General features: G+C 34.5%; 16 protein-coding genes. 6 read left to right on the forward strand and 10 right to left on the reverse strand.

The window, feature by feature from the left end; genetic code table 11:
- Positions 1-52: 52 nt before the first annotated feature.
- Entirely contained in the window at positions 53-1,333 is a 1,281-nt protein-coding gene (purD, locus tag VB798_RS11135) for a phosphoribosylamine--glycine ligase (protein ID WP_323258551.1), read from the reverse strand.
- A gap of 94 nt (positions 1,334-1,427) precedes the next feature.
- Entirely contained in the window at positions 1,428-3,782 is a 2,355-nt protein-coding gene (locus VB798_RS11140) for a RecQ family ATP-dependent DNA helicase (RefSeq protein WP_323258552.1), read from the reverse strand.
- A gap of 107 nt (positions 3,783-3,889) precedes the next feature.
- Here VB798_RS11140 and VB798_RS11145 point away from each other — a divergent pair, with 107 nt between their 5' ends.
- The 3 genes from VB798_RS11145 to VB798_RS11155 all read left to right on the forward strand — a co-directional run bounded on the left by VB798_RS11145 (position 3,890) and on the right by VB798_RS11155 (position 9,919).
- Complete coding sequence (locus tag VB798_RS11145; protein ID WP_323258553.1) at positions 3,890-4,858, forward strand: KpsF/GutQ family sugar-phosphate isomerase; 969 nt, start codon at positions 3,890-3,892, stop codon at positions 4,856-4,858.
- 401 nt (positions 4,859-5,259) lie between these two features.
- Positions 5,260-8,469, forward strand: coding sequence for a T9SS type A sorting domain-containing protein (locus VB798_RS11150; protein WP_323258554.1), 3,210 nt, complete (start codon positions 5,260-5,262; stop codon positions 8,467-8,469).
- Positions 8,470-8,779: 310 nt separating this feature from the next.
- Positions 8,780-9,919 (forward strand): hypothetical protein, encoded by a 1,140-nt coding sequence (locus VB798_RS11155; RefSeq protein WP_323258555.1) that lies wholly within the window; start codon positions 8,780-8,782, stop codon positions 9,917-9,919.
- 108 nt (positions 9,920-10,027) lie between these two features.
- Here the strand turns inward: VB798_RS11155 and VB798_RS11160 are convergent, their stop codons facing one another.
- The 3 genes from VB798_RS11160 to crtD all read right to left on the reverse strand — a co-directional run bounded on the left by VB798_RS11160 (position 10,028) and on the right by crtD (position 13,017).
- Positions 10,028-10,507 (reverse strand): DUF4293 domain-containing protein, encoded by a 480-nt coding sequence (locus tag VB798_RS11160; RefSeq protein ID WP_323258556.1) that lies wholly within the window; start codon positions 10,505-10,507, stop codon positions 10,028-10,030.
- Positions 10,508-10,578: 71 nt separating this feature from the next.
- Positions 10,579-11,469: a hypothetical protein gene (locus VB798_RS11165; protein ID WP_323258557.1), complete on the reverse strand. Its 891-nt coding sequence runs from the start codon at positions 11,467-11,469 to the stop codon at positions 10,579-10,581.
- Between the two features lie 69 nt (positions 11,470-11,538).
- Positions 11,539-13,017 carry a 1-hydroxycarotenoid 3,4-desaturase CrtD gene (gene crtD, locus VB798_RS11170; RefSeq protein ID WP_323258558.1) on the reverse strand — a complete coding sequence of 493 codons (1,479 nt, stop codon included), beginning with the start codon at positions 13,015-13,017 and terminating at the stop codon, positions 11,539-11,541.
- Between the two features lie 231 nt (positions 13,018-13,248).
- On the opposite strand from crtD, the gene aspS reads away from it, so the two are divergent.
- From aspS to VB798_RS11185, 3 genes are all read left to right on the forward strand, one after another.
- The gene (gene aspS, locus VB798_RS11175; protein ID WP_323258559.1) at positions 13,249-15,012 is read left to right on the forward strand and encodes an aspartate--tRNA ligase; all 1,764 of its coding nucleotides are present in this window, start codon (positions 13,249-13,251) and stop codon (positions 15,010-15,012) included.
- 296 nt (positions 15,013-15,308) lie between these two features.
- Positions 15,309-16,445, forward strand: coding sequence for a DUF4249 family protein (locus tag VB798_RS11180; protein ID WP_323258560.1), 1,137 nt, complete (start codon positions 15,309-15,311; stop codon positions 16,443-16,445).
- Between the two features lie 11 nt (positions 16,446-16,456).
- Positions 16,457-18,865 carry a TonB-dependent receptor gene (locus tag VB798_RS11185; protein WP_323258561.1) on the forward strand — a complete coding sequence of 803 codons (2,409 nt, stop codon included), beginning with the start codon at positions 16,457-16,459 and terminating at the stop codon, positions 18,863-18,865.
- Positions 18,866-19,001: 136 nt separating this feature from the next.
- Here VB798_RS11185 and VB798_RS11190 read toward each other — a convergent pair whose 3' ends face one another.
- From VB798_RS11190 to VB798_RS11210, 5 genes are all read right to left on the reverse strand, one after another.
- Positions 19,002-20,027 carry a glycosyltransferase family 4 protein gene (locus VB798_RS11190; RefSeq protein WP_323258562.1) on the reverse strand — a complete coding sequence of 342 codons (1,026 nt, stop codon included), beginning with the start codon at positions 20,025-20,027 and terminating at the stop codon, positions 19,002-19,004.
- 11 nt (positions 20,028-20,038) lie between these two features.
- Positions 20,039-20,965, reverse strand: coding sequence for an NAD-dependent epimerase/dehydratase family protein (locus VB798_RS11195; RefSeq protein WP_323258563.1), 927 nt, complete (start codon positions 20,963-20,965; stop codon positions 20,039-20,041).
- A 192-nt stretch (positions 20,966-21,157) separates the two neighbouring features.
- Positions 21,158-22,423 (reverse strand): nucleotide sugar dehydrogenase, encoded by a 1,266-nt coding sequence (locus VB798_RS11200; protein ID WP_323258748.1) that lies wholly within the window; start codon positions 22,421-22,423, stop codon positions 21,158-21,160.
- Between the two features lie 88 nt (positions 22,424-22,511).
- A complete protein-coding gene (locus VB798_RS11205; protein WP_323258564.1) occupies positions 22,512-23,714 on the reverse strand; it encodes a glycosyltransferase family 4 protein in 1,203 nt (400 codons plus the stop codon).
- Complete coding sequence (locus tag VB798_RS11210) at positions 23,689-25,299, reverse strand: alginate lyase family protein (protein WP_323258565.1); 1,611 nt, start codon at positions 25,297-25,299, stop codon at positions 23,689-23,691. The genes VB798_RS11205 and VB798_RS11210 overlap by 26 nt, the downstream gene beginning before the upstream one ends.
- Between the last annotated feature and the right edge of the window lie 191 nt (positions 25,300-25,490).

The following is a 25,490-nucleotide window of genomic DNA, read 5'->3' on the forward strand; positions in this document are numbered from 1 at the left end:
AGGAGAGAATGAAAAAATCATTCTACTTTATGTGTTTATTAACTAAGTATAATTAATACCTCAACACATCTAACCCAATATCTTTTCGATAATATTTTCCATCAAAAAGCACATCTTGGGCAGCTTTTTGAGATTTTTGAATGGCTTTTTCTAAAGTATTCGACATTCCAGTTAATGCCATTACTCTACCACCATTCGTAAGTACCAAACCATTTTCTGGCTTAGTTCCTGCATGAAAAATTGTAGCATCTTTTACTGAATCATAGCCTACAATTACATCACCTTTTCTGTAGTCGCCAGGATAACCGCCAGCTACAACAACCGTTGTTACAGCATGTTGTTTGCTCACGGTGAAATCGGCTTCATGAAGTTTATTTTTAGCCGTAGCAATCATCAAGGCTAAGAAATCAGACTCAATTCTTGGTAAAACTACTTCTGTTTCAGGGTCGCCCATACGAGCATTGTATTCAATCACATAAGGTTCTCCTTCGTGATTCATCAAACCAATAAAGATAAAACCATTGTATTTTATTCCTTCGGCTTTCAAACCAGCCATTGTTGGTTTGATTACTTGGTTTTCTACCGCATCCATGAATTTTGCCGTAGCAAATGGAACAGGCGAAACAGCACCCATTCCACCAGTATTTAAACCAGTATCGCCTTCGCCAATACGTTTGTAATCTTTGGCTTCAGGTAAAATTTTGTAAGAATCGCCATCGGTCAATACAAAAACTGAAAGCTCAATTCCTGTTAAAAACTCTTCAATGACTACTTTGCTACTAGCATCGCCAAATTTGGCATCGACTAACATTTCTGTTAATGATTCTTTAGCTTCGTCTAATGAAAGTGCAATAATTACTCCTTTTCCAGCCGCTAGTCCATCTGCTTTTAAAACGATAGGTAACTTCTGAGCTTCTAAATATTTTAAACCATCTTCAAGCGTATCTTTAGTAAAAGTCTCAGATTTCGCCGTTGGAACTCCGTACTTTACCATAAAGTTTTTCGAGAAATCTTTTGACCCTTCCAACATCGCTCCATGTGCATCTGGACCAACCATTAGAATGTGTTTCAATTCTTCTCTCGATTGAAAATAATCTCTTACTCCTTTTACTAAAGGCTCTTCAGGCCCAACTATCACTAACTCAATATCATTTTCTAAAACAGCCTCGGCTATTTTCTCAAAATCATTATATGAAATAGGTAAGTTTGTAGCAATCTGAGCAGTACCAGCATTACCTGGTGCTACAAACAATTTATCACAAAGTGTACTCTGGGTTATTCTCCAAGCAAAAGCGTGTTCACGTCCGCCAGAGCCTAAAATTAGTGTATTCATTGATTGTTATTTTCTGGTTTTCCAATGATTCAGTGAATCATTGGAAAACTTCATTAAGCAATTTTATTAATTTTCAAGGATTAATTTCCTTGCATTAGTTGCCTACTTCACTTAAAAATTTAATTCTCATTAATCTTAATTCCTCTTCTGTAATATCATCAATATTACATTCGTCCATGGCAAGAGCAATATTGTCTGACTCTGCTTCCATGAAGTATTCGAAAATTTCTTCTTGTTTATCGGGCTCAACTACTTGATTAATATAATAATCAAGATTTAGTTTTGTTCCAGAATAACAAATATGTTCGATTTCTTCAATCAATTCTGCCATCGAAAGTTCTTTCTGATCAGCAATAATGTCTAAATCTACTTTTCTATCTACTTGTTGGATGATATGAATTTTGATTTTTGATTTATTTACTGCCGATTTCACCACTACTTCCGTAGCGGTTTCAATCTCGTTATCTTCAACGTACTTCTTAATTAAATCTATAAACTGACGACCAAATTTCACTACTTTACCCATACCAACACCGTTGATTTGAGCCATCTCATCTTTCGTAGTTGGATAAGTAGTTGCCATTTCTTCCAAAGATGGATCTTGGAAGATTACATAAGGTGGTAAGTTTTTCTCTTTCGCAAGCTTTTTACGAAGGTTTTTCAACAATTCGAACAAGGCTACATCATAAGACCCGCTACCTGAAGCGGCTTCTTTTTCTTCGTCTTCTTCTATTTTCTCGTTTTCGTAATCGTGGTCTTTTGAAAGTGTTAATGGATAAGGGTCTTTCAAGTACTCTTTTCCTTTTTCAGAAACTTTCAAGACTCCATAATTCTCGACGTCTTTTTCTAAGAAACCTAAAACCGCAATCTGACGTACCATCGAAACGCATTGTTCAATCGGTTCAGGTTCTGCATTTTTTCTACTCTTAGATTTCGCAGCAGGTTTAGCTTTCTTTTGTTTCGGAATCGGATTGCCATCCTCATCTTCCTCATCAGAAAATTCTACTTCGTCATCATCTTCGTCGTCATCATCTTCATCCTCATCTGCATTGAGTTTGAACAATGATTTCGCTTTTCCAAAAGTTTCAATTTTGTTGTGTTCATAACTACCAACATATTGGCTTTTATAACCCATCAAAATATCGGCAATATGTTGTGCATCAAAACGTTCGCCAGTTAACTCAACAGTTTTCAAAGCCAATACTACGGCTTCTTCTACTTTATATTTTGGCGTTGGTTTGTTACAGTTATCACAGAAACCACAGTCTTTATCAACGTGTTCCCCGAAGTAATTTAATAATTGGCGACGGCGGCAAGTACCCAAATTAGCATAATGCACCATTTCGTGCAAAAGCATACGGGCAGTATCACGCTCAGTAATAGTTTTATCTTTATTGAATTTATCTAATTTATTGATATCTTCTTTTGCATAAAACATGATACAAGTACCATCCAAACCATCACGCCCAGCTCTACCCGTTTCTTGGTAATAACCTTCTAATGACTTTGGCGCATCATAGTGAATCACAAAACGAACATCTGGTTTATCGATTCCCATTCCGAAAGCGATAGTTGCTACCATTACATCTGTTTCTTCGTTCAAGAAAGCCTCTTGATTAGCCATACGAACATCGCCATCTAACCCAGCATGATAAGGCAAAGCTCTCACACCATTTACATTTAATAAATTAGCGATTTCTTCTACTTTCTTACGGCTTAAACAATAGATAATTCCTGATTTTCCATGATTAGCCTTGATGTATTTGATAATTTGTTTATCAACATCATCACGCTTCGCACGGATTTCGTAATAAAGGTTTTTACGATTGAAAGAAGATTTAAACAAACGAGCATCGTCCATATTTAAGTTCTTCTGGATGTCCTGTTGAACTTTTGGAGTAGCCGTTGCTGTAAGGGCAATAATAGGCAATTTAATGTTGATACTCTCAACGATTGAACGGATACGGCGATATTCTGGACGGAAGTCATGCCCCCATTCAGAGATACAATGCGCTTCGTCGATAGCTACAAAAGAGATTTTTGCTTGTTTTAAAAAGGCTAAGTTATCTTCTTTAGTTAAAGATTCAGGAGCGATATATAATAATTTTACCTCTCCGCTGATAACCGCATTTTTAACTTTCGTCATTTCAGCACGGTTCAATGATGAATTCAAGAATTGAGCATTGATTCCAAAAGCGTTCATTTGGTCAACCTGATTTTTCATCAGGGCAATCAAAGGCGAAATAACAATAGCAGTACCTTCCATCGCAATGGCAGGCATTTGATAACATAATGATTTCCCTGCACCCGTTGGCATGATTACAAAAGTATTCTCGCCAGAGAGAGTATTTTTTATAATATCTTCTTGTTCACCACGGAACTGGGAAAATCCAAAAGTCTCTTTGAGTTTCTCTTTTAAAAAGTCGGTGGTTTCTTGTGTGACACTCATTGTTTTTGAAACTTATAAAAGGTTTTTTGATTAATATGGTGGTTAATAATCCTTTATCTTTGTAATAAATTTAACACAAAATCAGTCTTGAAAAACTGTTTCTAACATTGAAATTAGTAAAAAATATCCAATCAACTGCAAAAAAAGTTTTACAGGAAGAAGCAAATGCAATCCTGAAAATCGTATCAACAATTGATTCTTCCTTTGAATCATGTGTAAATCACCTACTTAACGCCAAAGGGCGCTTTGTGATTACTGGCATTGGCAAATCTGCAATTATCGCACAGAAAATTGTGGCTACTCTTAATTCAACAGGAACTCCCGCTTTGTTCATGCACGCTGCCGATGCTATCCACGGCGACCTAGGAATGATTCAAGCGGACGACACCGTAATGTGCATTTCAAAATCAGGCGATACGCCCGAAATTAAGATTTTAGTACCTCTTATTAAGCGTACTGGTGTAAAATTAATCGCAATGGTTTCAAATACAAGTTCTTATCTAGGTAAAAATGCGGATTTTATTTTGCACGCACTAGCCGAAAAAGAAGCGGATATTCTAAACCTTGCTCCAACTACAAGTACCACCGTCGCTTTGGCATTGGGCGATGCCCTTGCTGTGTGTTTGTTAGAATGTAGAGGCTTCAATAGTCAAGATTTTGCCAAGTATCATCCGGGTGGAGCTTTAGGGAAAAAATTGTATTTAAAAGTATCAGATATTTATCCAAATCACGAATTGCCTCTAGTTTTTGAAAACGCAAGTATTAAAGATGCCTTTTTAGAAATCAGTTCTAAGCGATTAGGAGCCACAGCAGTAGTGAATCAAAATAACCAAGTGACAGGCATTATCACTGATGGTGACGTACGAAGGATGCTAAACGTTCATGATAACTTGACAGGACTAACCGCTAAAGACATTATGACGGTTTCACCCAAATCAATACATCCCGATGCTTTTGCTGTAGAAGCATTACAATTAATGCAAGAAAAAAGCATTACTCAGTTAGTTGTGGTAGAAGACGGCAAACCATTAGGTTTTGTACACATTCATGATTTATTGAAAGAGGGCTTGGTTTAGAGCAACAAATATTAAGTAATTCAAAAGCTTCAACAGTATTTTCTCATCATTTTTAAATCTTGTATCCTCTTTAAAGCCGAACTTCGAATTGTATTGGCTAGAGGATACTGGATCTCAATACCAATCTCACAAATTCCTCTTCCAAATTTATTGTAGCCAACTATAAATAAATTATATGTTGGGTAAGCTCGCTGCTATCAATAAGGATAAAATAGTATTCCAAATATCATTTCAATCTGACTTATTTAATTAGAATAATTAGCCTTTTTCTGCACTCAACATTTTGCCGAATAAATAAATGTTAATTCTCAAGTACAATAAAAGTGATAAATGACAAATACAGTATATTTGAACCAACATAGAAAAATTTATATTTTTACGCTTTATAAAATTATATCAAAATGAAAAAAACTCTATTCCTTTGTTTGGTATTAATCTGTACTATCTATTCTGGATTAGCACAAAACATTAATAGAGTCAAAATCATCTCAATTAATCCAAGTGAAAGTACTGGACAAAACTATTCTCCTTGGCTTACTGATAATTTAGATACGCTAGTTGAAAGTGTTTGGGGTGATAATGATAGGTGGGTGGACGTTAGATTAACATTTGAACATAGAAGTACCATTTCCAAGCTTTCATTTTATGACTACACAGGTATTTTCACTAATAATCCAGCTTATATTTATGCTTTAAAAGATACTACACTCACTTTCTTAGGATTATTTAATGGTACATCTTACAATTCTTTTGTTGATTTAAACTTAGCAAGCCCAACGATTGCTGATGCGATTGTTGTGAGAAAATATGGCAATAACATCCCTCAGAAAATCAAGGTATTTGGTCATACAACTCCCAATAGTAATCATTTAAACAGACTAAGATTTTTCGCAATTACGCCTAGTGAAAACACAGGGCAAGATTATACTCCATGGTTTTCGGATAGTTTAGATGTTTTGGTAGAAAGTACTTCGGGAGCTAACAATTCATGGGTTGATATAAAATTGACGCTTGAATTTAAAAGTATTATATCAAAACTTTCATTTTTTGACCACACGGGCATTTTTACTGATAAGCCAGTATCAATTTATGCTTTAAATGATACTACAAAAACATATTTAGGTTTATTTGACGGCTCATCATATAATTCATTCGTTGACTTAAATTTAACAAGTCCAATTATAGCTGATGCAATTATTATTCATAAATATGGAAATAATATTCCCCAAAAAATTAATATTTTTGGAAATCCAGTTAACGGAGTAGCCAAAGCCATTGTTTCAAGCCCAACAACAAATCCAAATACACCACCGGGCTCTACAATAGTGGGTACTAAAATTCCAATTACTCCTAAAAGATGGTACCAACTAAACCATGTAGAAAATGGATTAGATGCTTTATTTGATGGAAATATAGAAAGTGAGGTTTTTACAGGATGGAGTAAAATGTTAAGTAATTACGATTCATATTATCCATTACTAGAAGGCGAAACAATTAATATTCAAAGTGTTAAATTTTACGATGGTAATGGTAAGATGACAAATACTCCGTTTAAGCTATATGGAATTACAGCTCAATGGGAAAGAGTTTTAATTGCAACATTTACAGGAGAAGCTTATAATCAATGGGTTGGTCCCAACCCATTAGATGCCAATAATTTTGTACTTTCAAATCCTCCTACAGCTAACTTCAGGTATTTACTCATCAATTGTTATGATGGATATCCTAGAGAAATGGAATTATATGGTACTTATACAGCAAGTACAGTAGCCCAAACAAACCCACCACTTAAAAACATAAAAATGAAAGATGCTTTTGGTATCAATTCATTCGAATGGGATTTTTTAAAGACTAGAGATGCTTCTGTGATTGATGAAAATAAAGCTCAAGCTTTTAAACCTTTTACTGGTTTTCGCCAATATATGGATTGGGAAAAGGTAGAGCACTTTAAAAACGTCTATACTTATAATCCATGTTTTAATGGAGGATGGAACTATGATGCCATTTATGAACGCTGTAAGATAGCAGGGATAGAAGTCCTTCCATGTTTACAGGGTGTTCCAGAATGGTTTTATAATACTTATCCTGATTCTACCTATCACGATAGTGAAATTATCCCTGCTAGATATGGATACGCTTATTCTGACCCAAATGCCTACAGAGACCAAGCTCAGATGGCTTTCCAATATGTTGCTAGATATGGAAGTAACGCAAATGTTGATACTACATTACTCAGTGTTTTTGATCAACCACGATGGACAGGGGATAGTCCCAATGAATTAAAAATTGGAATGAATCTCGTTAAGTATATTGAATGTGGTAACGAAAGAGATAAATGGTGGAAAGGTAGAAAAGGCTATCAGACTGCTCGTGAATATGCTGCAAATCTATCTGCATTTTATGATGGTCATAAAAATACAATGGGTGTTGGTATTGGTGCCAAAAATGCTGACCCAAACATCAAAGTTGTAATGGCTGGTTTGGCTTCAGCTGACCCAGACTATGTAAGAGGAATGATTGATTGGTGTAAGGAATTTAGAGGTTTTAAGGCTGATGGAAAAGTTGATTTATGTTGGGATATTATCAATTATCACTTATACTCAGATAATGCAAATTCATCACAAAGTGGCTCTTCTTCAAGAGCTGCCGCTCCTGAAGTTTCAGCAGCTTTAAATATTGCCAAAGAATTTGTACAATTAGCACATGATCAAGCTTACGACATGCCCGTATGGATTACTGAGTTAGGTTTCGATTTAAACCAAGGTAGTCCGTTAAAAGCAATTCCAATTGGTAACAAATCTGTTGAAATGACACAAGGTGATTGGGGTTTACGCTCGGCACTAATGTATAATCGTTTAGGGTTAGAAAGAAGTTTCTTTTATATGCTATATGATTCCAAACTATCAAATCCTCAGCAATTTTCATCATCTGGTTTATTAGATTCATTAATACAACGCAGACCAATTGCTGATTATATATATCAAACTAAAAATCTAATTGGAGATTATATTTACAAAGAAACAATATCACAAGACCCACTAGTTGATAGATATGAGCTAAACGGCAAATCGGCTTATGCCATGATGATTCCTGATGAAGTAGGTAGAACAGGAAATTATACATTAAACTTGGAAAATATTTTAGATATTAAGATATACTATCCTAAAGCAGGAAATGAAAAAATGGATAGTGTTATCACAACTGATAGCACTTGTTCTTTTAGGATAGCTGTATCAGAAACGCCAATATTTGTTATTCCAGGACGAACAGTAGTTGATACTAGTCAAATCGACTCACTTTGTACTGTACAAAATAGTGATTCTACTTCTAAAGACGGTATAGTGACAGATACAGATAAGACCGAGGAAAATGAAACTTCAACTATAGTTTATCCCAATCCAACGCATGATTTTATATACATTTTAACAAAGAATTTGAATAACATTAGTAATGTAAAATTGCGAAGTATGAGAGGTAACATAATACTTGAAACCAATTCTGTTACTACAAATGGAATTAACATTAAAAGTATTCCTTCTGGAAATTATATACTTTCTATTAAATTAAAAGATGGAAAAGTAGAAAATCACAAGGTAGCAATCATTAAATAATCATAACTTATTTACCGTAAAACTCTTTTAAAACCTATTATATTATAGCACAAATTGAGTCAACAAATTTGGAACATTAAAATCTATCTAGTATCACAAAAATCCTGCTTGATAACAGGCTCACTGAGTACCGATAATTATAGAATCATTTTCTTGAAATTTGGTTAGAAACATTGAAGCTCATAGCTGATACTTTTGCTATGAGCTTCAATAATATAATATATAATCATTTATTCACCCTGAAAAACTACACAACTATTATATTAACTATAAATAAACCTTAAATCAACCAAAACTATATTTATTATTTATGTATAAAGTACTACTTGTTTCTGTTGGACATTTTTTCGACTCAACGGCGGAGATTCCTTCTATTTTCAAAAGAGCTGGTTGCACTGTAGATATTTTTTGTTCAGAAAAATCTTGGCTCAAAAGTAATAAGTTTCATGATAATTGGATTCAAGCCTCTGAAGAAGAAGAGAGCTTTAAATATGAATTAGCCGATTATGTAAAAAAAAATCCAGATAAATATAACTGGATTCTGCTCCTTGATGAATTCACCTTAAAGTTGATGAATAACTTTATTGGAGACGACCCATTCCTTTTTGAAAAGCTTTTACCTATCACTAAAATTGAAAATAGAGAGGTTCTATCTTCAAAAATTGGCATGTCTAGAGCTTGTTCAAGATATAACATTACGACTCCAAGGTTTATCAATTATACTGAAGACATTAGCTTGGATGATATTGCTAAAAACCTTCATTTCCCAATTTTATTAAAGGAAGATTTTAGTTTTTCTGGCTTAGGAATTCAGCATTGTGCAAATATTAATGATTTCCAACCTTGTTTGGATAAAGTATTAAATAAAAAAAATCTTGTTCTACAAGAATTTATTGAAGGCGATGACATCGGTGTTGAAGCTCTTTTTTATGAAGGGCAATTAGTAAGTTACAATTGTGCTACTATTTTATCTTATATGGGTGGAAAGTTTTCATTTACCACTCGTAGAACTTATTATCAAGATGCTGCTTTAGCAAAAGAATTAAAAAAACTGGGGGAGTCTTTCGGGATAAGTGGCTTTGGGAGTATTCAGTATATTTATCACAAAGGAAGAAATCTATTTTATTTAATAGAAACAGATTTACGTTCTAACTCTTGGATGCCTTATTCTAAATTTACAGGAAAAGATATAGCAGATGGTGTAAGGCAAATTATAAGTGGGAAAATCATTGGTGATTTTTCAGAAACAACACCCCTTAACGCAAGAACTGAAATCGCTATTTTTGACAGAGATATTAGGCGTTGTATGAAATATAAAGACCTGAAAGGTTTCCTACGTTGGGCTGTGAATTATAAAGGTTATTGGAAATTCATTCCATTTTATGACACAAAACTCTTCAATCGTATTTTCACAAAACTATACAAAGACTTATTTAAGATAAAATATTAATTATTGAAATATATTACCAAAAAGCTGACTGCAGAAAAGAAAAAGGCTTACAAAAGATTTATTTCTTTGTAAGCCTTTTTTAATGCCTAATTTCGAAAGTCAATAGCACTATCTCATTCTGTCTGAAGATTTTACTAGCATTTCATCTCTACGGATAAAACGGTTTGCAATCATATTGGCTAACATCGCTACAACTGCGGCGGCAAATCCTGCACCATAATTCCCTTGCACTTCTGGTTCAAACATGGGTACGCCTACTTTGAATACTTGATAAAAACAAATACCTAAACTTATTGCAATCAATACTGAGTTAATTAAGCCCAAGGTCATTTGTAAAACTCTTTTTTTGTATTGTGTAATTGAAAAAATTGCAATACAAACAACGATAATTCCTAAAATACCAATAACAGCTGTACTGTCATTACTTACAATAGTATCTCCTTTTAAATGCTCAAGACTAAAAGCTGTAAGACGTACTTTTTCATTTAAAGTAGCACTACTTTTTTCCCAAATAGGTAATGAAGCTGTTACTGCTGCCATTGCCACTGCAACAACAAGTAATAATAAGGTTTGAATTCTTTGAAGCATCTTTGTATGTAATTCGTAAAATTTTAAATTTAATAAGGCAAAGTTCTAAAACTTTACGAAAGTACGCAAGATTACAATTTCAAATCCGCATTTTTATAATATTCATATTCGACTCTAAGGAAAGGAACAGGCCTTTGATTTTCAAATTTCACCCAATCTGACATGATTAAACGGTTTTTGGCATCGTAAAATAATTGTTGGCGACGTACCAACGCATTTTTCCAATACACTTTAAGTTCCGTCAATTTTCCAGTACTGTTATAAATGGGAAAAAGCTTTTCGGTATGCCACATCGAAGACGAAGCTGAGCTATTATTAATATCATCTACTTCTAAAAACTGTGGAATTTTATCGGAATCAGAAGCATAATTCAAGTGTATTTTTTTGACAGTCACTCCTTCATTACTCTTTAATTTGCGCCTTTCTATTCGATTAAAAATGTCTGGACTTTCTTGCCAACGAGATGATTTATCTTTTATCAAAAAATCAAAATCGTAATTCAAGATATTGTCTTCAAAATAAGTAACTAATTCTCTACTTTGATTAGGTTTTAAGCTACCATCAATATCAAATTGTACATCGCCACTGCCTTTATTATTGTTGATTGGAATGATGCGGATAGTCTTTAAAAAAGCCACTGTAGAATCTAAGGTTGCCATATTTTTCTTATACTTCGCTCCTATTCCTATCAAATGTCCTCTGTCGTAATTCATGATAATCACTGCATCTGCACCAACCAATTGAGCTTTTTGCTTGATTTGAATGATGGCATCGTTATAATCATTCCCATCGGTTTCAATCATTTGTGTTTTGAAATAAGGTTCTTTGATGGGCAATTCATGCAAGAAGAAAATATCCACTTCATGCGTATGCGCTAAAGTCGGTACTTTTGTAAATACATTTTGAGCCGAAACTTTCCCACAAACATTCACTAAAATCAGTAGAGCGATTAGTTGTTTCATCGTTGTAATATTTAGTTTTTTAGCTAGACAAGCCATCGCCTAAAAACCCCTAAGGTTTCGTCTTATTATTTAAATCTCAATATATTTACAGGCAATTTTTGCCGAAGAAATCGCCAAAGGGATTCCTCCTCCCGGATGTACGCTTCCGCCTACGAAGTATAAGTTTTTAATTTTAGACGAGAAATTGGCATGACGCAAAAAGGCGGCGTAACGATTATTCGACGAATTGCCATACAAAGCTCCTTGTGCCGACGAAGTTTTTGATTCAATCGTGCGTGGGTCGAGGATTTCTTCGCATTCAATCAAATCACCAATATTTTCACCTAAAATTCTTGATACTTTCTGAATCACATTTTGGCGAGTATCCGCAATGATTTTATCCCAATTTTGTCCTTCGTTCGCTGGTGCGTTGATGAGTACAAACCAGTTTTCACAGCCTTCGGGTGCATCGTCTGGTTTTAGTTTTGAAGTAATGTTAATATACACTGTTGGGTCTTGGCAAATGGTTTTTTCTTGAAACATCGTGTTAAATTCTTGCTGATAATCATCACTAAAGAAAATATTATGCAAACCCAGTTCAGCAAATTGCTTTTTAATTCCCCAATAAAAAATCACGCCTGAACTACTTTTAGGTTGATTCAGCAAACGGTCTGGATGTTTTTGATTGGGCATCAATTTCCGATAAGTAGGTGTTACGTCCATGTTGGAAACTACCACATCATAAGCTTTGCTGATATTTTTCTCCGAAATATTACTATAACGAATCCCCGAAACTTTGTCTTTTTCTACCAAAATTTCCTCTACTTTACTTTCATAGAAAAACTGTACGCCCAAATCTTCCGCCAATTTCACCAAAGAATTGGTAATAGAAACCATGCCTTTTTTCGGAAAAAATGCACCGATATTATACTCCAAATGCGGAATGATATTCAAAGTGGCAGGCGTTTGGTAAGGGTCTGAACCATTATAAGTAGCGTAACGATTGAAGAGTTGAACGATTTTTGGGTTTTTAAATAGCTTTTCGTTGGCATCGTTCATCGTTCCGAAAATACCAAGTTTGGGTAAATTCAAATATCCTTTTAGGGCTTTGGCGGATGTCCAAGTAGAAAGTTTATGCAAAGAATCTTGTAAAAACAGTCCGTCGAGTACTTCATATTTAAAAGCACTGTCTTTCAAAAAGTCAAGAATTTTCTGAGCTGGCTCGCCCGTAACGTCTTCTACTTCTTTGGCAAAGCGTTCATTTTCAGCCCAAGCGGTGAGTTTTGTAGCATCTTCCCAAAAATAATGACAAATATCTGGCAACTTTGTGTACTCGAAATATTCTTTGGGATTTTTGCCCACTAATTCAAAAAGTTCTACTACTAAATTGGGCAAAGTAAACAGCGAAGGCCCAGCATCAAAACGATAACCATTCAAGTCAAAACTGCTTAATTTGCCTCCAGCGTAGGAATTTGCCTCAAAAACTGATACTTCAAAGCCTTTATGAGCCAAGCGAATGGCTGTTGAAATTCCTCCGATACCTGCACCGATGATTGCTACTTTTTTCATAAATCAGTACCACGATTTTCCAAATCGTACTTATAAATATTTATTTTCTTCAATCAGTTTTATTAATCTTTATATAATTAGCAATCTTTAAACCAGTCAAATAGTTTTCAAAACGTCTAATTTCTGTAATTTTGCAAAAAATAAAAACTTACCACAAGTTTCTGCCTTTCTGGAATTGGAAAATTCCTATTGATTTTCGCAACAAAAGCCTGTGGCAGGATATAATTCTTTATGCTCAGAACACACAATAATGGCGAACTCCGCCTCACTAATGTAAACCAAACCGTTACCCTCTGCGGATGGGTACAAAAAACACGTGACAAAGGTGGCATGATTTGGATTGACCTCCGTGACCGCTACGGAATTACGCAGTTGATGCTTGAAGAAGGCAAAACGCCTAAAGAAGTGTTGGATTTAGCTCGTACTTTCGGTCGTGAGTTTGTTATTTCGGCTACTGGATTAGTCGTAGAACGTCTTTCTAAAAATGATAAAATTCCTACTGGAGATGTTGAAGTAAAAGTTACTTCTTTGGAAGTATTGAACCCAGCCAAATTACCTCCGTTTTTGATTGAAGACGATACCGATGGTGGCGATGATATTCGTATGAAGTATCGTTACTTAGACTTGCGTCGTAATCCTGTAAGAGCCAACTTACAGTTGCGTCACCAAGTAGCTCGCTTTACAAGAGATTATCTCGACAGACAAGATTTTATAGAAGTAGAAACGCCAGTGTTGATTAAATCGACACCAGAAGGAGCAAGAGATTTTGTTGTGCCTTCAAGAATGAATCCGGGCGAATTTTACGCTTTACCACAATCTCCACAAACATTCAAGCAATTATTGATGGTTTCGGGTTTCGACCGTTACTATCAAATTGTAAAATGTTTCCGTGACGAAGATTTACGTGCTGACCGTCAGCCTGAATTTACGCAGATTGACTGCGAAATGTCGTTTATCGAACAAGAAGACGTATTGAATATGTTTGAAGGTTTGATTCGTCATTTATTCTTGAACGTAAAAAATATGGAATTGGGCGAAGTATCACGTATGACTTACGCACACGCCATGAAATATTATGGTTCAGACAAACCAGATATTCGTTTTGATATGAAGTTTGTAGAATTGAAAAGCGAAGAAATTGACTTGACTTCGGGTAAAAACTTTGTAGTTTTCGATTCAGCCGATACCGTAGTGGGTATCAATGCAAAAGGTTGTGCAGAATATACTCGTAAGCAAGTGGACGAATTAACTGATTTTGTGAAACGTCCACAAATTGGGGCAAAAGGTTTAATTTACCTTCGTTACTATGCCGACGGTACTTTAAAATCTTCAGTAGATAAATTCTATTCAGAAGAAGATTTGAAGAAATGGGCTGAAGCCTTCGGAGCAGAAAAAGGAGATTTAATCTTGATTCTTTCTGGAAATGGCGATAAAGTACGTAAACAATTGAACGAATTACGCCTTGAAATGGGTAATCATTTAGGTTTGCGTGACCCTAAAAAATATGCTGCACACTGGGTTATCGACTTCCCTTTATTGGAGTACGGCGAAGAGGAAAACCGTTGGTTTGCGATGCACCACCCATTCACAAGTCCGAAACCAGAAGATTTGAAATATTTGGAAACAGGAGAATTAGGAAAAATTCGTGCAAACGCTTACGACTTAGTTATCAACGGTGTTGAAGTAGGCGGTGGTTCAATTCGTATTTTCCAAAAGGAACTACAAGCAAAAATGTTTGAAGTACTTGGATTCTCTGACGAAGAAGCAAAACACCAATTTGGTTTCTTGATGGATGCTTTTGAATACGGAGCTCCTCCACATGGTGGTTTAGCATTCGGTTTCGACCGTCTTTGTTCATTATTCGGTGGTTCAGATTCAATCCGTGATTTCATCGCCTTCCCGAAAAACAATTCGGGACGTGATATCATGATTGATTCACCTTCAACAATCGACCAAAAACAAATGGATGAATTAAAAATCCGTACTGTGGTTTAGTATTCACATATCCACAAGTTGTTATAAAATTATTCCTAACAGTAGTAAGCTCAGGTTTGCTACTGTTTTTTTTGTCCTTGTTTTACAGATGGTTTTACACTTAACTTCCATTTCACAGTGATTCAGAATAACTTACCTTTATTTTATAAAAATTATTATATTTTTTACTCGTAATATATAAAATAAGATTAAATTCATATAACCATTTTGTATATCATACTCTGATAAAAAATATACGCTCTATTAACCATCATTTATAAATTATTCTCTTCAAATTTATTTCTCTGGACAAATACATGAATAAGAATTTCTTAATACCAATTGGTTATTTCTTTATTTTCTCTGTAATGCTATTCGGGTTATATGCTTGCATTGATCCATATACAGTTTCTTTTAATCAAGAAAATAAAATACTGGTTGTAGAGGGAATGCTTACCAATGACACCGAAAACCCAGATACTATCAAATTTAAGCACTCTATTTATAAGAACGGAAACATTCGTACAGAGCATGCCACTACTTTTGATGTTTACTTTTTTTTACTTAATTCCAAACAAAAGATAGCATTGACAGAAACTGGAGCAGGGATTTTTGTGCCTCCCATAAATTTCGTAATTGACCCATCTGAAAAATACACGCTAAATTTCACGATATATGATGCTGAAAAAGGGTCACAAACTTATCAATCAACTCCACAGCAAGTATCTATTACCACACCAATCCTAAGTGTTCATGATAGTTTTAATCCTCAAAGTCAGCTATCAGAAGACGGCAAAAAGTTTGTCTCTGCCAACGATGTTTTTATAGATTTTCAAGACCCTCCTTCCCAAAAAAATTATTACTTATGGCGTTATATCCACTTTGAAAAACTTGAAGTATGTGCTACCTGTAACTACGGTGTTTATAATTTTTATACAGAAAGCTGTGTTCCAGCTACAGGAGTAGTGTATTATGACTATAACTGTAGAAACACTTGTTATGCCATTATAAAAGGTAAAAAAATAAATGTATCATCAGATTTGGCATCAGATGGTCGCTTAGTAACTGGTCGCCGTGTAGCACAAATACCATATTATTATGCTAATGGCTGTTTAGTGGAAATCCAACAGATGTCTATTTCTCCTGATGCTTATAGTTTTTATAAGAATCTTGAATCGCAGACACAAACCAGTGGCGGTCTTGCTGATACTCCTCCTACAGCAATCGTAGGCAATATTAGTAATATCACCAATCCTGATGAAAAAGTGATAGGTTTTTTTAACGTTGTTAATATTGAAAAAAAACGTCATTGGGTAGATAGGGCAACTGCTACAGGAGAGCGAACTGATATTTTAGGACATGTAATTGTGCGAGATCCAAGTCCAATGGCTCCCTTAGCCACTTGCAAAAAAAGTGCAACACGTACTCCTTTTAAACCTGAAGGCTGGCAATAACCTCCAAATTGATGAAAACTATCATTTTACTATTAATCTCAATACTATTTTTATTACACTTCAGCAGCTTTTCACAAGGAGCTGACAAACAGCATTTTGTAACGATTAAAGTAATAGTGAGAGACTCAAGTGATAATAGTCTTTTGAAAGATGCTGTTGTAAGGGTTGACTTTCAAAAAGTCTATTCCTCTTCAGACAGTACAGGAATACACACTTTATTCCTACGCAAAGGCACTTATGCACTTTCAGTAAGTCATTTAGGATATAGGACTTTTAATCTAAAGTTATTTGTAAACAACAAAAACATCAACTTGAATGTCAAATTAGTTAATGTAGCACGGGAATTAGATGAAGTAGTTGTGAATAGTCAAGGAGGAAATAGTAATGTAGTCAGACCATTATTAGGAGTAAATCCGTTGAGTATGAAGATGATTAAGAGAATCCCTGCAATGATGGGAGAAACTGATGTTCTTCGTGGTTTGCAAATGCTTCCGGGAGTTACTTCTGTTGGAGAAGCTGCCAATGGCGTTAATATTAGAGGAGGAACAACCGACCAAAATCTTATTCTTCTAGACGATACGCCTATTTTCAATCCGACTCACCTTTTTGGTTTGTTCTCGATTTTCCCACCAGACGCAATTACTGGGCTGGATTTATACAAAGGAGGTATTCCTGCCAGATTTGGTGGAAGGGCATCATCGGTGGTTGATATTTATATGATTAATCCCTCTTTAGAAAAATTTAAAATGACTGGAGGAATTAGTCTGGTTTCTAACAGATTGACGATAGAACAACCTTTGATAAAAGACAAATTGGGCATTATGGTTTCGGGAAGAGCCTCCTTCAATGATTTTCTATTTAAATTAGGTCCTCCTAGATTGGAGAACATTAAGGCAAATTTTTATGACCTTGCTACAAAAATCTATTATAAAATTAATACTAAAAATACTTTATCATTATCAGGATACTTGAGTAAAGATTTTTTTCAAACCGATTTGTTAGGCACAATTGGCAACGTTAATGCAACATCAACACAATATGATTACCGTACTGTTAATTCTTCCCTTAAATGGTTTCATGCTTTCAATTCAAAACTAAATCTTCAGACTGTTGCGGTTTATACTCATTACCAACCTCAAACTTTATTGCCAGAACTCAATAGCAATAATAAAGTGTCTATAGCATCTGGAATTCGCTATAATCAGATAAAATCTAGTTTAAGTTACAATACAGAAGAACATAAAATAGAAATGGGTATCAGTACTATTTTATACGATATTAATCCAGGTACTTTAAATCCCGGAACTTCAAAAAGTGTTAACTTCAAATCTGCTCCAGCAGAAAAAAGTATAGAATCTGGTATTTATGTAGAAGATGAGTATACACTGAGTAAACGATTCAACTTATCTTTCGGGCTTCGCTATTCACAATACTGGACAATGGGACCTTCTACCGTCAGATATTATGACCCATCACTACCAAAATCTGATTTTAGTGTAATTGATTCAACGGTTTACCAATCAGGACAATCTTCAGCTAAATACGGAGGTTTTGAACCACGACTTGCTTTGAAGTATTCACTTAATGAAGTGAGTTCTATTAAGTTTGGATATAGTTTAATGAGACAATATTTACAAGTAGTGTCCAATACAACAACACCCTTGCCTACTTCACGCTGGGCAACCAGTAATAAATATATTAAACCTCAAGTAAGTCAATTGTTCTCTGTGGGCTACTTTAAAAATTCTAAGGATAATGTTTACGAATTTTCTTTAGAGGCTTATCAGCGTACTACCGAAAATATCATAGATTTTAAACCTGGGGCTGATTTCTTATTCCAGCCTTATATTGAAACCCAAACATTACAAGGAAAGGGCAATGCTTACGGTATTGAGTTGATGTTGAGTAAGAAAAAGGGAGCAGCTACTGGTTGGATAAATTATACCTATTCAAGAGCTTTAAATCAAATAAAAGTAGGCGACCGATTTGAAGAGCAAATCAATAATGGAAAGTGGTATGCAACAAATTTTGATAGACCTCATAGCCTTAATGCTACCATTAGTGTTGCCCAAGGAAAGCATCACGAATTTGGATTTACTTTTGTCTATAATACTGGGCGACCTTTTACTGTTCCCGACGGTTTTGTGATGTACAATGACGTAAAATATCCTTTTTACAGAGATAGAAATAATGATAGAATCAAAGATTATCATCGCTTAGACTTTTCATGGACTATCCACAATCCAACTTTAAACAAAAAATATTGGGAAGGGTCTTGGACTTTTACGGTTTATAATATTTATGCTAGAGCGAATGCTTACTCTGTATATTTAAGGAGTGAAAATGGGCTAAGAGCCTATCAATTAACTATTTTTGGCTCTGCAATTCCTTCATTGACGTACAATTTTAAATTTATATAGAAGTACTTCATTAAACAATCAACAAATGTAATGATGCTTAAAAAAGCTATTTAAACCTTGAAAATATTGTCAAATAATACTTCCTAATAAGGAAAAAATCTACGTTTTAGCGTGAAGCAAGAATAAACAGCTTCTTTCAAGACTTGTTGCCTTTTTCATACATTATCTGCAAAAGTAACCAAACCAACAAGATATAAATTATCACAATTATCGAACACACATTTCTCCATTGATTCGTTCCGACAATATCTTCAATAAAAAAGATAATCATTCCTGAAAGTAAAGAAATCATACTTAACAGCACAACGGTTTGTAGTTCTGAAAAACCAGCATAAACCAAATGGTGAGTGAGATGGTCTTTTCCGCCAACGAATGGAGAAATGCCTTGTTGCATTCTAAAAAAAATAACAGTTGAAGTATCAATCAAAGGAATAATAAAAGACAAAATTGGTATTAAAAATTGTTTTCCCTGAAAACCTTCTACTCCCGTTTCTCTAAAATTCCAAAAGTACTGAATACTAATCCAAGCCAAAAATGCTCCTAAAAACTGGCTTCCTGAATCGCCCATGTACATTTTAGCAGGTTGCCAATTGAAAAATAAAAAACTAATCAATCCCCCCATGATACAAGCTATGTAAAAATTTAGCTCTAAACTCGATTCTTCAGGTCGTATGATTAAAGCAATCCACAATATTATCAAAACCGTTGAAGCCAAAATACCATCCATATTATCAAGCATATTAATGGCATTCATCAAACCAATTATCCAGAAAAAAGTAAAAACAGTATTTACAATATTGCTTTCAACCAAATGAATAGTATGTTCATTGCCAATTAATAAAGCCACAGAAGATTGTCCAAGTAATTTAAAAAAGGGAGAAAGAACAAAATAATCATCAATCAATCCAAAACCAAAGGCAATACTCAGCGGAAGTAAAAGTGAAATCGTCGGATGGCTTGAGTATAAGAATGCAATCAAAAACACAAGGTAAAATGATATTCCACCAAGCGTTGGTTTCTTGGAAATATTCCAGCGTATTTGAAGTTTTGATTTTTGAGGGGCTTGAAATGTAAGATATTTCAACAAAGTATTATTCAATACTAATGAAAAAATCAGGAAAAAGACTCCTAATACAATCAATGGTTCGTAGCTAGTGTTCATAGAGATAAATTTTAGAGGTATGGATTTATAATACGTTTGAGACCTTCTTCCAAAGAGATTAATTCTCTTCCTAAAATTTGTTTCATTTTAGTATTATCAGGTTTTCTTCTAGCCATATCGCCTTTTTCCAGCGCAGGCAAATGCACAATGGATGAATGTGAGCCAGTAAGCGTAATAATCTTTTCTGCCAAGGATAAAATACTGATTTCAATTTCAGAACCGAGGTTAATTACTTGATTTAATGCCAGATTTTCGTTGAATATTTTATGCGTTACTTCAATATTATCGTCGATATAGCAAAACGTTCGGGTCTGAGAGCCATCTCCATAAATTGTAATCGGTTCATTTTTCAAGGCTAAATTCAAAAACCTTGAAACCACAAAATCATGATTCTGTTTAGCACCATAAGTATTGAAAAATCTGAAAATGGTATAATCTAAATCAAAAGTAAATTTGAAAGACTCAATAATCGTTTCTCCAACTTTCTTGACTGCCGCATAAGGTAATTTCCCATTCAAAGGCGTTAATTCTTCATGTTGGGGATACTCTTTAGATTCTCCATATACTTCCGAAGAAGAAGCGAAAAAAATACGCTTTACATTTTTGTCTTTCGCTAAACTCAGAATATTCTTAGTTCCTTCAATATCACCTAAAACACTCGAAGGGTTTTCAAGTGTTCTTTGAACACCAACAATGGCGGCATAATGGAAAATATAATCAAAATCAAATTGATTCATTATCTCTGAAAGACTTCCATAATCATTGACATCGCATTTCAGAAATTGGTAATTGGAAGGCGGTTTTTGGGGAAGATTTCGCTCATTCCCAGTAGAAAAATTGTCGAGAGCAATTATAAAATTTTGCTCATCTTGCAAAAGCCTGTCGGCCAAAGAGCTTGGTATAAAACCTGCTCCTCCTGTGATAAGAATCTTTCTCATGCTAAGGGTAGATTAGGCAGTAAAACGTAGGTTTATCAATATTCTAAAGTAGTAAAAAAATAAAAACGATTTCAAAAAATAGGCATATTTTTTTTATAACTATCTAACAATTAGGCACAAAAAAAGAGACAAGCAAATTGCTTATCTCTTTTTTTGTGCCTAATTGAACGGTAAACTGAAAAACAAAAATTTTTATAGCCTTGCATCCACTAAATCTTTTTGCCATAAAGATTTAATGTCATAAACTACAGCATCTGGGTTTTTCAGTTGTTCTAAATCTAAGTTTTTGTACTCATCGTGCGAAACCGCTAATAAAATCCCATCGTATTTTTCGGTAATTGAATCCAACAATGAAATGCCGTACTCTTCATGTACTTCTTTTTTGTCAGCCCACGGGTCGTGTACGTCAATTTGTACTCCAAATTCTTGTAATTCTTGATAGACATCAATTACTCTTGAATTACGAATGTCAGGGCAATTCTCTTTGAAAGTGATTCCTAAAATCAATACTTTACTCCCTTCGATTTTATGTCCTTTTTTAATCAATAATTTAATGAGTTTTCCGCCTACAAAAATGCCCATATTATCGTTTACTCGTCTTCCCGAAAGAATTACTTGTGGATAATAGCCCAAGCTTTCAGATTTATGGAGTAAATAATAAGGGTCAACGCCGATACAGTGTCCGCCTACTAAACCGGGTTTAAATTTCAAAAAATTCCATTTTGTACCAGCGGCTTCTAATACTTCGGAAGTATCAATGCCCATTTTGTCAAAAATCAATGACAATTCATTGACGAACGAAATATTTACATCACGTTGAGCATTTTCAATCGCTTTGCTGGCTTCCGCAACTTTCAACGACGAGGCTTTGTAAGTTCCTGCTTCGATGATTGAACCATAAAGTTGATCAACAAACTCAGCTATTTCTTCTGTTGAACCAGAAGTTACTTTTCTGATTTTAGTTAAAGTATTGATTTTATCGCCTGGATTGATACGCTCTGGCGAATAACCACAGAAGAAATCTTCATTGAATTTTAATCCACTTTCTCTTTCCAAAACGGGTACGCAATCTTCTTCTGTACAACCCGGATAAACTGTTGATTCATAAATCACGATGTCGTTTTTCTTCAATACTTTTCCGACTGTTTTACTTGCCGAAAGCAAAGGAATTAAGTCTGGCTTTTTGTATTTATCAATCGGCGTTGGCACCGTGACGATAAACACATTGCAAGTACTCAACATTTCAGGTGAAGCCGAAAAAGTAAGTTTTTCAGAAGCTTTCAATTGCGAAGATGCTACTTCATGCGTGCGGTCGTGACCAGCATTTAACTCGTTTACTCTTGTTTGATTAATATCGAAACCCAAAACTTGGTACTTTTTCCCAAATTCTACTGCTAAAGGTAAGCCTACATAACCAAGGCCAATAATTGCGATTTTTGTTGATTGTATATCCAAAATGAGCTTCAATTTTAAAAATGCTATCGTCGTTTCATTAATTCTAAATGAAAAATTAATGATTTTTTTGAATTAAAACATAAAGGTAAGCTTATACTACATTTTTTTCAATGTTAGGCGAATGAATCATTGCTAAAATGATTTTTGCCATTTCGTCCATCAGTGTTTTTCGGCTAAATTTTTCGATAAAATCACTTCGATTTATGGTTGACAAATGGTGATTTTCTAATTTTTCAAGCAAATTTTCTGCGTCGCAAGGTTTAAAAAGTATCACGTTTGCTACATTCTTTTCAATAAAATTTTTCGCAAAACCATTTACACCTGCAATAATCGTTTTGTTACTTGCTCCGTATTCAAAAATCTTTGATGGCAATACTTTTTCAAAGGCTTTAGCGTCGTTCAGGTGCAAAAACAAAAAATCGCTTTTCTGATAAAAGTTAATCAACATTTCCTGACTGACTGGCTTAAACAAATTGACATTATTTACATTCAGAAGACTTAATTTTTCTTCCAACAATTTTTGGGTATTGCCATCACCGATGATATTAAAAATGTACTTCCCTTCTAAAGCTTTCGCTGCTGCTGGAATTATTTTCTCCAAACCTTGTCCATTGCCAACATTGCCTGCATAAGTAATAATTTGTGGCTGATTTTGAATAGTAAGCTGAAAGTTATGTTTTAAAAATACTTCATCAATTCCATTCGTAAAATAACTAACATTTCCTTTGAAGTACTTAAAATTATCAGTAAAAGCTTCTGAAACAAGATTGAGATGTTGAGCGGTATTGACGCTAAATTTTTCAATCATTTTCAAGATTGGCACAAGAAATATTTTCATTAAAAACTTGAGAACAGGATTTTGAAACGCTTCTAAAACCGCTTCCGAAAAAATATCTCTGATGTCAAGAAAAAGTAAAGTGGGTTTTCGGCGAGCAATTATCGCTCCGAGTAAAGCCGTGAAAAGTCGAGACGAAGAAGCGTAAATCAAAGTATAATCATATTTTCGGGTATATTTAAGTACCGATTTTGCATAAAATGTAAAGGCAAAAATTTGCCCGAAAATACTGTTTTTATGGGGTGGCAAAGGAATTCTGCGAATGATTAAATTATCCTTTTGCTCGAAAACTGGGGCTTGATTGCTGAAACTGTGATAGCGATTTGGCGTTGTAGTGAGTACTTCAATAGAATCTGTTGAAGCAATTTTAGTTTGAAGTGCTTTTACCAAAGCTGTACTCCGGAAAGAACCTGCACATAAATCTGGCTGAAAATTAAAACTTAGGACGAGGATTTTCATAAGCTTCATGGAATTTAATTGTTGTAGTTAATTCATTTTGAAAGTGTATAATCGCTAATTTGGCTGGCTTGAGTAAATTAAATTCTTCGGCTAATAAGTAATCTGCAAGCGTAATTTCAAAGTTTTTAGAAAAAGTAATAGTGGCGAAATCGGTTGAAATTATATTTTCAGTAAGCTTAATTTCGATGTTGGGGTAAAAGTGTAAAAATGTTTTTGCTGGAAAATTCTCATTTCCAAGTATTGTATCATGAATGGTAATTTGCTGTTCTTCTATCCAAAAATCTCTTTGATGAACAATTCCCAAACGCCGATAGCCATTGTGCGAAGCCGAAATATGATTTTCTGATTCTGATAAAATCTTTGGTTTCGCTCGCCTCGCTACTCTAAAAATACTCCAAATTTCCGATTGTTCAAAATCTCCAACTTGTACCGTATTATGTGCAGAAGTTGAACGTTCTTGCTGTCGCCTTTCAGCAAACTGATAAGTAGAAGTACCAGTATCCACAATAAAAGGCTTTCCACGAATGTACAAGATGAAATTAAAAGTATCGGAATGAGCGTGTGCAGATAAATACTTGGGAGAAATTTCAGCTACATCGACAAACAATTCATAAGTAGCTTTCTGAAATTTTCGATAACCGCTTTCTTTAATTTTAGTAGGTTTGGGCGATAAGCCCAAACTTTTGGCATACGCTAAAAGTTCAGCAGTATTGGGTGCAAAATTTTGAGCGGAATCATTTACCAAAGGAATATCGCCATTTTCAAAAGTAATTTCATTCAGAAAATCTACCATTTTTTGAGCGTAAGTCTTCAACAATTCTTTTACAGAATACTCACCAAAATCAGGATTATTTTTCACCAAATTCAAACAGTCGAGCAAACGAAAAAGTACGATTTGGTGATACATGGGCGATAATTCAAAATGTCCGCCATCGGTTAAAATCTGTTCTTTTAATTCTTCTTCCAAAAGCTTGGTGGCAATTTTCAGAAAGTGTTTATCTCTAAAATAATAAGCAGCGAAAAGCAAGGAAAAAGCATTTTCCAATAAATGATTTCCTAAAATGTGATACTCCAGATTCTTGCTTAAAATACAGTAATGAGCCCTCAAAACGGCATCTATTTCTGGTTCTTGAATTTGATGATAAGTTAAAAATTTTATCCAATTGATGCCTCTCAAAGAAATTGGATAAGGTTCTAAACCTGTACTGAGGTTCGAAGTATTGATAAAAGTATTTATCCAAGCCAAACCTTCTTCTTTGGATAGGTCTTTTTGATGCAGAAAATCAAAATAATTTAGCTGATATGTCCATAATTTTCCGAAAGATTTTTCATCATTCCAGTCGATGGCTTCTTTAAAATACTTGGATTGATTCAGAAAAACGAAACGATTTTTGGTTGGGAAATAAGTCTTTTTAGCAGGAATTGAAGCTTGTAAATGTAAACTAAAACTTTTCACTTCAATCGTTTTGGGATATTGCCAGCGAAGTATTTTTCTGCCCAAACGCTTTACTTGATAATACAATTGATAGAATATTTGCTTCGGACGTAAATGTAGAATTGTGTAGAAGTAGAGTTTTGTTTTCATAGATTTGAAGATTTTAGGACATAAGAAACAAGATACAAGATTTTAGACGCAAGATGCTGTTGGTAATCAATAACTGAAGTAGCGGCAATCCCTTGCGGTTGCCGTTTCGAGAGAGGCAACCGCAAGGGATTGCCGCTACTCGTTTAGTTTTAAAATCAGTTTTATCATTTTTTCGCTTGTTGTTCAATCAA

The sequence above is a fragment of the Arcicella lustrica genome, assembly GCF_034930985.1.
Lineage (GTDB): Bacteria > Bacteroidota > Bacteroidia > Cytophagales > Spirosomataceae > Arcicella > Arcicella lustrica.

Coding starts and splice junctions, on each gene's coding strand:
- VB798_RS11185 (WP_323258561.1), top strand. CDS start 16,457: ATGAAAACTATCATTTTACTATTAATCTCAATACTATTTTTATTACAC.
- crtD (WP_323258558.1), bottom strand. CDS start 13,017: ATGAAAAAAGTAGCAATCATCGGTGCAGGTATCGGAGGAATTTCAACA.
- purD (WP_323258551.1), bottom strand. CDS start 1,333: ATGAATACACTAATTTTAGGCTCTGGCGGACGTGAACACGCTTTTGCT.
- VB798_RS11205 (WP_323258564.1), bottom strand. CDS start 23,714: ATGAAAATCCTCGTCCTAAGTTTTAATTTTCAGCCAGATTTATGTGCA.
- VB798_RS11155 (WP_323258555.1), top strand. CDS start 8,780: ATGTATAAAGTACTACTTGTTTCTGTTGGACATTTTTTCGACTCAACG.
- VB798_RS11190 (WP_323258562.1), bottom strand. CDS start 20,027: ATGAACACTAGCTACGAACCATTGATTGTATTAGGAGTCTTTTTCCTG.
- VB798_RS11140 (WP_323258552.1), bottom strand. CDS start 3,782: ATGAGTGTCACACAAGAAACCACCGACTTTTTAAAAGAGAAACTCAAA.
- VB798_RS11210 (WP_323258565.1), bottom strand. CDS start 25,299: ATGAAAACAAAACTCTACTTCTACACAATTCTACATTTACGTCCGAAG.
- VB798_RS11180 (WP_323258560.1), top strand. CDS start 15,309: ATGAATAAGAATTTCTTAATACCAATTGGTTATTTCTTTATTTTCTCT.
- VB798_RS11195 (WP_323258563.1), bottom strand. CDS start 20,965: ATGAGAAAGATTCTTATCACAGGAGGAGCAGGTTTTATACCAAGCTCT.
- VB798_RS11160 (WP_323258556.1), bottom strand. CDS start 10,507: ATGCTTCAAAGAATTCAAACCTTATTATTACTTGTTGTTGCAGTGGCA.
- VB798_RS11165 (WP_323258557.1), bottom strand. CDS start 11,469: ATGAAACAACTAATCGCTCTACTGATTTTAGTGAATGTTTGTGGGAAA.
- aspS (WP_323258559.1), top strand. CDS start 13,249: ATGCTCAGAACACACAATAATGGCGAACTCCGCCTCACTAATGTAAAC.
- VB798_RS11150 (WP_323258554.1), top strand. CDS start 5,260: ATGAAAAAAACTCTATTCCTTTGTTTGGTATTAATCTGTACTATCTAT.